Below are 8,402 nucleotides of genomic sequence, written 5' to 3' on the forward strand. Positions count from 1 at the left end.
ATATGATCTTGTCTGACTGTCCGGTGGATTCTAGTCAAAGCCCTGGCTTGTTTAGTAAGAAGCTGGGTGAGAGTGGTATGACTTTTTTCTGTTCTGGTAATGTAGAAGATGTGAGTTTCCCCGCTGTATTGGAGCAAAGGAAGCTTCTTATCCCCGGAAGTCGAACTTCTATGGGACGAAAGGTACTACAGTGGTTTGATAGGCAGGGTCTAAAGCCCGATATTTTAGGCGAATTTGATGATGCGGCACTGATGAAAGCTTTTGCTCGTTATCATCATGACGCTATTTTTTTAGCACCTACTCTCTATATATCTGAAGTTGAAGAAGACACATCGTTACAGCTGTTGGGTGGCATCGAAGAGTTAAAAGAAGAGTACTACGTCATATTTGCTGAGAGGATGATCCAACATCCAGCAGTAAAAAATGTATGTGACGCAGATTTTAGCAAATTGTTCGAGTGAGGTTGTTTGTTAATGAATTGATATCGATTATCATAACCCTACCATATGCCGGAAATTCTGATAGCCCGTAGTTGGCGTAAAGGTTGTAGGGAGCCAAACTATGAACTTAAAAGAGATGGAGAAGAACTCAGCGCAAGCTGTGATTCTACTTAAAGCCATGGCCAACGAGCGTCGCTTACAAATCTTGTGCCTGTTACATGGTACTGAGCTGTCGGTTGGGGAGTTGTGTGGCAAGTTAGAACTGAGTCAGTCTGCTTTATCTCAGCACCTTGCGTGGTTGAGAAGGGATGGCTTGGTTGATACTCGTAAAGAGGCTCAAACTGTATATTACACATTGAGTAGCGAAGAAGTAAAAGCAATGATTAACCTACTGCACGGTATGTACTGCAAGTAGCTTGTTGTTGGTAGGAGGGTAATCTCTTATCAGGAATAAGGTCGACACAAGGAAGTGTCAATATTTCACGTCGAACGTTAGTACCTATCAGTTATCTTTTATCAATCTACTCTCTTTGATCGATTTGTTAGACGTTTGTTTGTCTACTTATTTGTCTATCGGTCAACGAAACAATTTTTAGTAAGAAAAATATTTTGTAATAAACCAATAGCTGTTAGTAAGAAAAACAACGTTCAGCGAGAAAAATAACAGCGTTACTCAAAATTTAGATATAAAAAAACCGGCCAAGGCCGGTTTTTTTCGTTTTGCGTTGTAATCAAATTTCTATTAAAGAGCTTTGATTGCAGCAGCGAAACGAGACTTATGGCGTGCAGCTTTATTCTTATGAATAAGGCCTTTAGTCGCCATACGGTCTAGAAGTGGTGTAACTTCTACAAGAGCAGCAGTTGCAGCTTCTTTATCACCAGCTGCGATAGCTGCGATAGTCTTTTTCATGTAAGTGCGCATCATAGAACGACGGCTAGCATTGTGCTGGCGACGTTTCTCAGCTTGGATAGCGCGCTTCTTAGCAGATTTACTGTTTGCCAAGGGTCTAACTCCCAAAAACTTAGTTCGGTGACAATTTAAGGGCGAGGACTATCCCTCATTAGCGCTTAATTGTCAAATGATTTGTGCAAAAACCAATCGTAGCCAAACAAACTTTGGTATGGAAAGGTCATCGCGGTTAAGATGGCGGGGATTCTAACAGCATTTTTAGACCAATGCTAATAAATATGCTTCTTAGGACAGGATAGTATTTATCCTCGCTTGAAAGTAATCAACCAGTGTCAGAGGTTTCTGTGAGTAAAAGACTATTAAAGTCAGGCCTGATTGTCAGTGCAATGACTTTTGTTTCCCGTGTATTGGGGCTAGTACGTGATGTAGTAGTAGCAAATTTAATGGGAGCAGGAGCGAGTGCCGACGTATTTTTCTTCGCTAATAAAATTCCTAATTTTTTACGTCGACTTTTTGCAGAAGGTGCTTTTTCTCAAGCGTTTGTACCGGTACTAACGGAATATCACGCTGCAGGTGACAAAGATAAGACACGAGATTTAATTGCTAAGGTGTCGGGTACTCTCGGAGTTTTAGTATCTATAGTAACCGTTATTGGGGTATTGGGCTCCGGTGTGATCACTGCGATGTTTGGTGCCGGTTGGTTTATTGACTGGCTGAATGACGGACCTGCAGCCCCAAAATTCGAACTTGCGAGCTTTATGCTTAAGATTACCTTCCCTTATTTATGGTTTATCACCTTTGTTGCTTTATCTGGTGCGATTCTCAATACATTAGGTAAGTTCGCCGTCTCTTCTTTTACACCTGTGTTCTTGAATGTGATGATCATTGGCGCAGCATGGTTTATCTCTCCTAATTTAGATCAACCAGAAATTGGATTGGCTATCGGTGTATTTCTCGGTGGATTAGTCCAATTCCTTTTCCAAATGCCGTTCTTAATAAAAGCAGGTGTGTTGGTTAAGCCTAAGTGGGGTTGGAGAGATCCGGGTGTCGTTAAGATCCGCACACTAATGATCCCTGCGCTTTTTGGTGTATCGGTCAGCCAAATCAACTTACTGTTTGATACCTTCATTGCTAGTTTCCTAGCGACAGGTTCTATCAGTTGGTTGTACTACTCAGATCGATTGCTTGAATTTCCACTAGGGTTATTCGGTATCGCGATTGCGACGGTGATTCTTCCTGCTTTGTCTCGTAAACACGTAGACGCTCAAGGAGAAGGATTTGCGCATACCATGGATTGGGGCGTACGCATGGTTTTACTGCTTGGTATTCCTGCTATGTTGGGTCTGATTGTTTTGGCTAAACCCATGTTAATGGTGCTGTTTATGCGTGGTGAGTTTTCTCCCCACGATGTACAACAGGCGTCGATGTCGCTAGTGGCTTATGCATCAGGTCTGCTTAACTTCATGTTGATTAAAGTATTAGCTCCGGGTTATTACTCTCGCCAAGATACCAAAACACCAGTTAAGTACGGCATTATCGCTATGGTGACTAACATGGTGTTCAACGCGATCTTTGCTTACTTCTATGGTTATGTTGGTTTGGCGATTGCGACGGCCTTGTCTGCCTTTGTGAATATGGCCTTGCTATATCGGGGTTTGCATCTTGCGGGTGTCTATCAATTAACTAAGACAACTTTGTTGTTTAGTGCCAAGTTGCTTGTCTCTGGTGTAGTGATGGTCGCAGCCATTTTATGGCAGTTGGATAATATGCAACAGTGGCTGGATTGGGGCTTCAGTCAGAGAGCACTGACATTAACAGGCTTGATCGGACTTGGTGGCTTTGTTTATATTGTTTCGGTACTGATTTTAGGTATCCGAGTAAAACATTTAAAAGCAGCGACAGATTAATGCTGATTAGTATATAATCCGTCGGTTTCACACAATAAATGATGCAAATTACAGGTTTTAGCTGATCATAATGGAACTGATCCGAGGTATACATAATATTAAAGCGCAGCATCATGGCTGTGTATTAACCATAGGTAACTTCGATGGTGTTCATTTAGGGCATCAAGAAGTTCTGAGTCAGGTTTCTAATCAAGCTGCAGCATTAGGGCTCCCTTCTGTTGTTATGACGTTTGAGCCGCAACCTATGGAGTTGTTTGCTAAAGGTCGAGCGCCAGCGCGTTTAACTCGTTTACGAGATAAATATGTGCAATTGAGTAAGCTAGATATCAGTCGTTTATTGTGTGTTAATTTTAATCAGTATTTTGCTAGTTTATCCGCGGAAGCATTCATTAAGGAGCTTTTGGTTGATAAGCTTGGTGTGAAATTCTTGGTGGTTGGTGACGATTTTTGCTTTGGCAAAGGCCGAACAGGTAATTTCGCTATGCTTAAAGAAGCGGGTGAAAAATATGGTTTTGAGGTGGTGAGCACCCAAAGCTATTGCTTAAACCAATTACGAGTAAGCAGCACTGAGATACGAAATGCGTTAGCGGCCAATGACTTGGCTTCTAGTGCTACTATGCTTGGGCGTGACTACAGTATCAGTGGTCGTGTTTCTCATGGTCGTAAACTAGGGAGAACTATCGGTTTCCCTACCGCTAATATTCCATTAAAACGTTGTGTTTCTCCTGTGTCGGGAGTGTATGTTGTTGAAGCATTAGATATCGACGGTGTTCCTGTCGGTGGTGTTGCTAACATTGGACAACGACCAACAGTTAATGGGGTCAGGCAGCAATTAGAAGTACATTTTTTTGACTTTAAAGCCAATTTATATGGTAAACAGTTAGAAGTGCGACTTTTGCACAAACTGCGCGACGAGATAAAGTTTGAGTCGTTCGACGCATTAAAAAATCAAATAGAATTGGATGCTGAAGCCGCAAGGGTGTGGCTGCTTCAGCTAAAGAATTAGTCGGATGATTCCACCGATTAACATAATGTCTAACTTCGCCCAATATAACGGAATTAAGAATCGATGAGTGATTATAAAGATACCCTGAACTTACCAGAAACAGGGTTCCCAATGCGCGGCAATCTGGCAAATCGTGAACCAGAAATGCTTAAGCGTTGGTACAAAGAAGACCTTTACGGTGAAATCCGTAAGGCAAAGAAAGGCAAAAAATCTTTCGTGCTGCATGACGGCCCTCCATACGCGAACGGCGACATTCACATTGGCCACGCGCTGAACAAGATTCTTAAAGACATTATTATTAAATCTAAGACCCTTTCTGGTTTTGATGCACCGTACATCCCAGGTTGGGACTGTCACGGTCTTCCAATCGAGTTGATGGTTGAGAAGAAGAAAGGTAAGCCTGGTCAGAAGATTTCGGCTGCTGAATTCCGCGAAGAGTGTCGTAAGTACGCTGCGGGCCAAGTTGAAGGTCAGAAAGAGAGCTTCAAACGTCTTGGTATCATGGGCGAGTGGGATAAACCTTACCGTACTATGGATTTCGGCACAGAAGCGAACATCATTCGTTCTCTAGGCAAAATCGCAGACAAAGGTCACCTTCTTAAAGGTTTCAAACCAGTTCACTGGTGTACTGACTGTGGTTCTGCTCTGGCTGAAGCTGAAGTTGAATATAAAGATAAGGTTTCGCCATCTATCGATGTGAAATTTACTGCAGCTGACGAAGCGGCACTTCTAGAGAAATTTACTCTAGCGGAAGGTCACGCGGGTCAAGGCGAAATCTCAATCGTTATCTGGACGACAACACCATGGACTCTGCCAGCAAACCGCGCAGTATGTCTACGTGATGATCTTGAATACGTGCTTATCCAAGTTGAAGCGAATGGCGAACAGCCTGCTCAACGTATCGTTGTTGCTTCTGAATTAGCAAAAGACGTAATGGATCGTGCAGGTATTGAGCACTTCCATAATCTTGGTTTTGCGGCTGGTGCTGATCTTGAGCTTTCTCAGTTCAACCACCCGTTCTACGATTTTACTGTTCCTGCCGTTCTTGGTGACCACGTTACTACTGATTCGGGTACTGGTGTCGTTCATACTGCGCCTGGTCATGGTCAAGAGGATTTCGTGGTTGGTAAGAAGTACAACCTAGAAATCGCTAACCCAGTAGGTTCAAACGGCGTTTACCTGCCAGATACTGAGCTATTCGCTGGTCAGCATGTATTCAAAGCGAACGATTCTGTTTTAGAAGTTCTAAAAGAGAAAGGTGCACTATTGCATCACCACGCTTACGAGCATAGCTACCCACACTGCTGGAGACACAAAACGCCAATCATTTTCCGTGCAACACCACAATGGTTCATCTCTATGGATCAAGCAGGCCTACGTGCAAAAGCACTAGAGTCAACAAAGAGTGTTGAATGGATGCCAGAATGGGGTCAAAGCCGTATCGAAGGTATGATCGAAGGTCGCCCTGAGTGGTGTATCTCTCGTCAACGTACTTGGGGCGTGCCAATTGCTCTGTTCGTTCATAAAGAAACATCAGAACTTCACCCAGATAGCCCAGCTCTTATTGAAAAAGTAGCGAAGCTTGTGGAAGAAAAAGGCATTCAAGCTTGGTGGGATGTAGACGCTGCTGAACTGATGGGTGCTGAAGACGCTGACAAGTACGAGAAAGTACTTGATACGCTAGACGTATGGTTCGACTCAGGTGTAACTCACTTCTCTGTTGTGGACTCTCGTGAAGAGTACAACTTCCCAAATGAAGAAAGAACGCACAGTGCTGATCTTTACCTTGAAGGCTCTGACCAACACCGTGGCTGGTTCCAGTCATCTTTGATTTCATCTATCGCGATGAAAGACGAAGCACCATACAAGCAAGTGCTAACGCACGGTTTCGTGGTTGATGGTAACGGTCGTAAGATGTCTAAATCTATCGGTAACGTTGTTGCTCCTAAAGATGTAACGAACAAGCTAGGCGCAGATATTCTACGTCTATGGGTTGCTTCTACGGATTACACTAACGAAGTTGCGGTTTCTGACGAAATCCTTAAGCGTTCTGCTGATGCATACCGTCGTATTCGTAACACGGCTCGTTTCTTCCTAGCGAACTTGAACGGTTTCAATCCTGAAACTGACCTAGTTCCAGCTGAAGAAATGGTTGCACTTGATCGCTGGGCTGTTGGCCGTGCTCAAGCTGCACAAGAAGAGATTGTTAAAGCATACGGTGAGTACAACACTCACGGTGTGACTCAACGTCTAATGCAGTTCTGTTCTATCGAAATGGGTTCTTTCTACCTAGACGTAATCAAAGACCGTCAGTACACAGCAAAACAGGGCAGCCATGCTCAACGTAGCTGTCAAACGGCGCTTTACTACATCGTAGAAGCTTTAGTTCGTTGGATGGCGCCTATCATGTCGTTCACTGCAGATGAAATCTGGAACGAGATGCCAAGCTCTTTACCAACTGGAGAGCAGCGCGACACGTTTGTATTCACTGGCGAGTGGTTCGAAGGCCTATTTGGTCTTGCTGACGACGAAGAGCTAAGCAACGAATTTTGGACTGAAATCCAGTCAGTTCGTGGCGCAGTGAACAAGCTTCTTGAAGATGCTCGTAAAGAGAAAACAATCGGTGGTGCACTGCAGGCTGAAGTTACTCTATACGCTGACGATGCACTAGCGGCTAAAATCAACAAGCTAGAAGATGAGCTACGTTTCGTACTTATCACTTCTGCTGCTGTTGTTAAGCCACTTAGCGATAAGTCTGATACAGCTCAAGCGACAGACGTTGAAGGTCTGTACGTTGAAGTTGCAGCAACTGAAGCTGAGAAGTGTGACCGTTGCTGGCACCACACTCCAGATGTAGGCACAATTGAAGGTCACGAGAAAATTTGTGGTCGTTGTGTGTCGAACATCGACGGTGAAGGCGAAGTGCGTAAGTTCGCATAACGACTCAGAGAAAGACTGAACTTTTTGTAAAAATCATAGCCCCAGTATCAACTGGGGTTATTTTTAATTATAGGAAATGTGTTTAACCAAGCTGACTTCTCGTGTTCATTTTTGATAGTGGATAATGAGATGATTTGAGTGAGTAGATACTAGGAATAGAAATGAGTGAAGTTTCGTTAAAACAATCTGGTGTGCGTTGGTTATGGTTGGCTCTGCTGGTTTTCGTTGCAGATATCGGCATCAAACTTTTCGTCATGGACAACATGGGTTATGGCTGGGCAAACCGTATTGAGGTGCTGCCATTCTTTAATTTTTTGTATGTTCATAACTACGGCGCGGCATTTAGCTTTCTGAGTGATCAGAGTGGCTGGCAGCGTTGGTTGTTTACTGGTATCGCCTTTGCGGTAACTGGCATGCTGACATACTGGATGAGTAAACTACCTGCGGCAGAGAAGTGGAATAACATTGCTTATGCGATCATCATTGGTGGCGCTGTTGGTAACGTATTTGACCGAGTAGTACACGGCTTTGTTGTCGATTACTTAGATTTCTACTGGGGTACTTACCACTGGCCTGCGTTTAACTTAGCGGATATGGGGATCTGTATCGGTGCAGCGATGATCATCTTAGATGGTTTCCGTAAGAAAGACGAAAGCAAATAGGCGACTCTAATAGTAATGAGTATAAAGTAAATTGCTTTGAACTAGATGGCCTTAAAGTCAGTCTATGACTCACAGATTAGAATAGCCCTAAGCGCTGTCGGTTGATTCCGACGGCGCTTTTTTTTATGCTGCTCTTAATAAGGAAGCAAAACAGAATGCCCCTTCAAATAATAAAGAAATCTAAGGAAAGTAACGTGGCAACAATTAAAAATGATTCAGCAGTAACCTTACATTTTACGATTAAAATGAAAGATGGTTCAGTTGCCGATAGCACCGAAAATATGGGCAAACCTGCGAAGTTCGTTATGGGTGATGGCAGCCTAAGTGAGAACTTTGAACAGTGCCTGATTGGTCTTGAAACGGGGACTGAAAAGTCTATCGAATTGAAGGCGCAAGATGCGTTTGGTATGCCGAATCCTGATCATATTCACTATATGGATCGCGCGAAGTTTGTTGGTGACTCTGAAGTTGAAGTGGGCACTATCATGGCTTTCTCCGGTCCTGACGGTATGGAAATCCCTGGGATTATCACCGAGA

The 8,402-nt window shown here is 43.6% G+C and carries 8 protein-coding genes; 7 read left to right on the forward strand and 1 reads right to left on the reverse strand.

The annotated features are described in order from the left end of the window. A partial coding sequence (nhaR, locus tag IQO02_RS22050) for a transcriptional activator NhaR (protein ID WP_228005999.1) occupies nt 1-461 on the forward strand: 461 nt, incomplete at its 5' end. A 100-nt stretch (nt 462-561) separates the two neighbouring features. Next, on the forward strand, nt 562-855 hold the full coding sequence (locus tag IQO02_RS04680) for an ArsR/SmtB family transcription factor (RefSeq protein WP_010434829.1): 294 nt from the start codon (nt 562-564) through the stop codon (nt 853-855). Nucleotides 856-1,182: 327 nt separating this feature from the next. On the opposite strand, the gene rpsT is transcribed toward IQO02_RS04680, so the two are convergent. Further along, nucleotides 1,183-1,443, reverse strand: a complete 261-nt coding sequence (gene rpsT, locus IQO02_RS04685) for a 30S ribosomal protein S20 (RefSeq protein ID WP_004739529.1) — start codon at nt 1,441-1,443, stop codon at nt 1,183-1,185. A 251-nt stretch (nt 1,444-1,694) separates the two neighbouring features. On the opposite strand from rpsT, the gene murJ reads away from it, so the two are divergent. The 5 genes from murJ to fkpB form a co-directional block, all read left to right on the forward strand. Continuing rightward, nucleotides 1,695-3,257 (forward strand): murein biosynthesis integral membrane protein MurJ, encoded by a 1,563-nt coding sequence (gene murJ / locus IQO02_RS04690; RefSeq protein WP_010434830.1) that lies wholly within the window; start codon nt 1,695-1,697, stop codon nt 3,255-3,257. Nucleotides 3,258-3,327: 70 nt separating this feature from the next. Continuing rightward, a complete protein-coding gene (gene ribF, locus IQO02_RS04695; RefSeq protein WP_010434831.1) occupies nt 3,328-4,263 on the forward strand; it encodes a bifunctional riboflavin kinase/FAD synthetase in 936 nt (311 codons plus the stop codon). A 63-nt stretch (nt 4,264-4,326) separates the two neighbouring features. After that, complete coding sequence (ileS, locus tag IQO02_RS04700; RefSeq protein WP_102282633.1) at nt 4,327-7,203, forward strand: isoleucine--tRNA ligase; 2,877 nt, start codon at nt 4,327-4,329, stop codon at nt 7,201-7,203. A gap of 161 nt (nt 7,204-7,364) precedes the next feature. After that, entirely contained in the window at nt 7,365-7,865 is a 501-nt protein-coding gene (lspA, locus tag IQO02_RS04705; RefSeq protein WP_010434837.1) for a signal peptidase II, read from the forward strand. Between the two features lie 194 nt (nt 7,866-8,059). Next, nucleotides 8,060-8,402, forward strand: a 343-nt coding sequence (gene fkpB / locus IQO02_RS04710) for an FKBP-type peptidyl-prolyl cis-trans isomerase (protein WP_322626530.1), incomplete at its 3' end; no start/stop codon positions are given.

This window comes from Vibrio sp. OPT24, assembly GCF_015163545.1.
In the GTDB taxonomy this organism is placed as follows: domain Bacteria; phylum Pseudomonadota; class Gammaproteobacteria; order Enterobacterales; family Vibrionaceae; genus Vibrio; species Vibrio cyclitrophicus.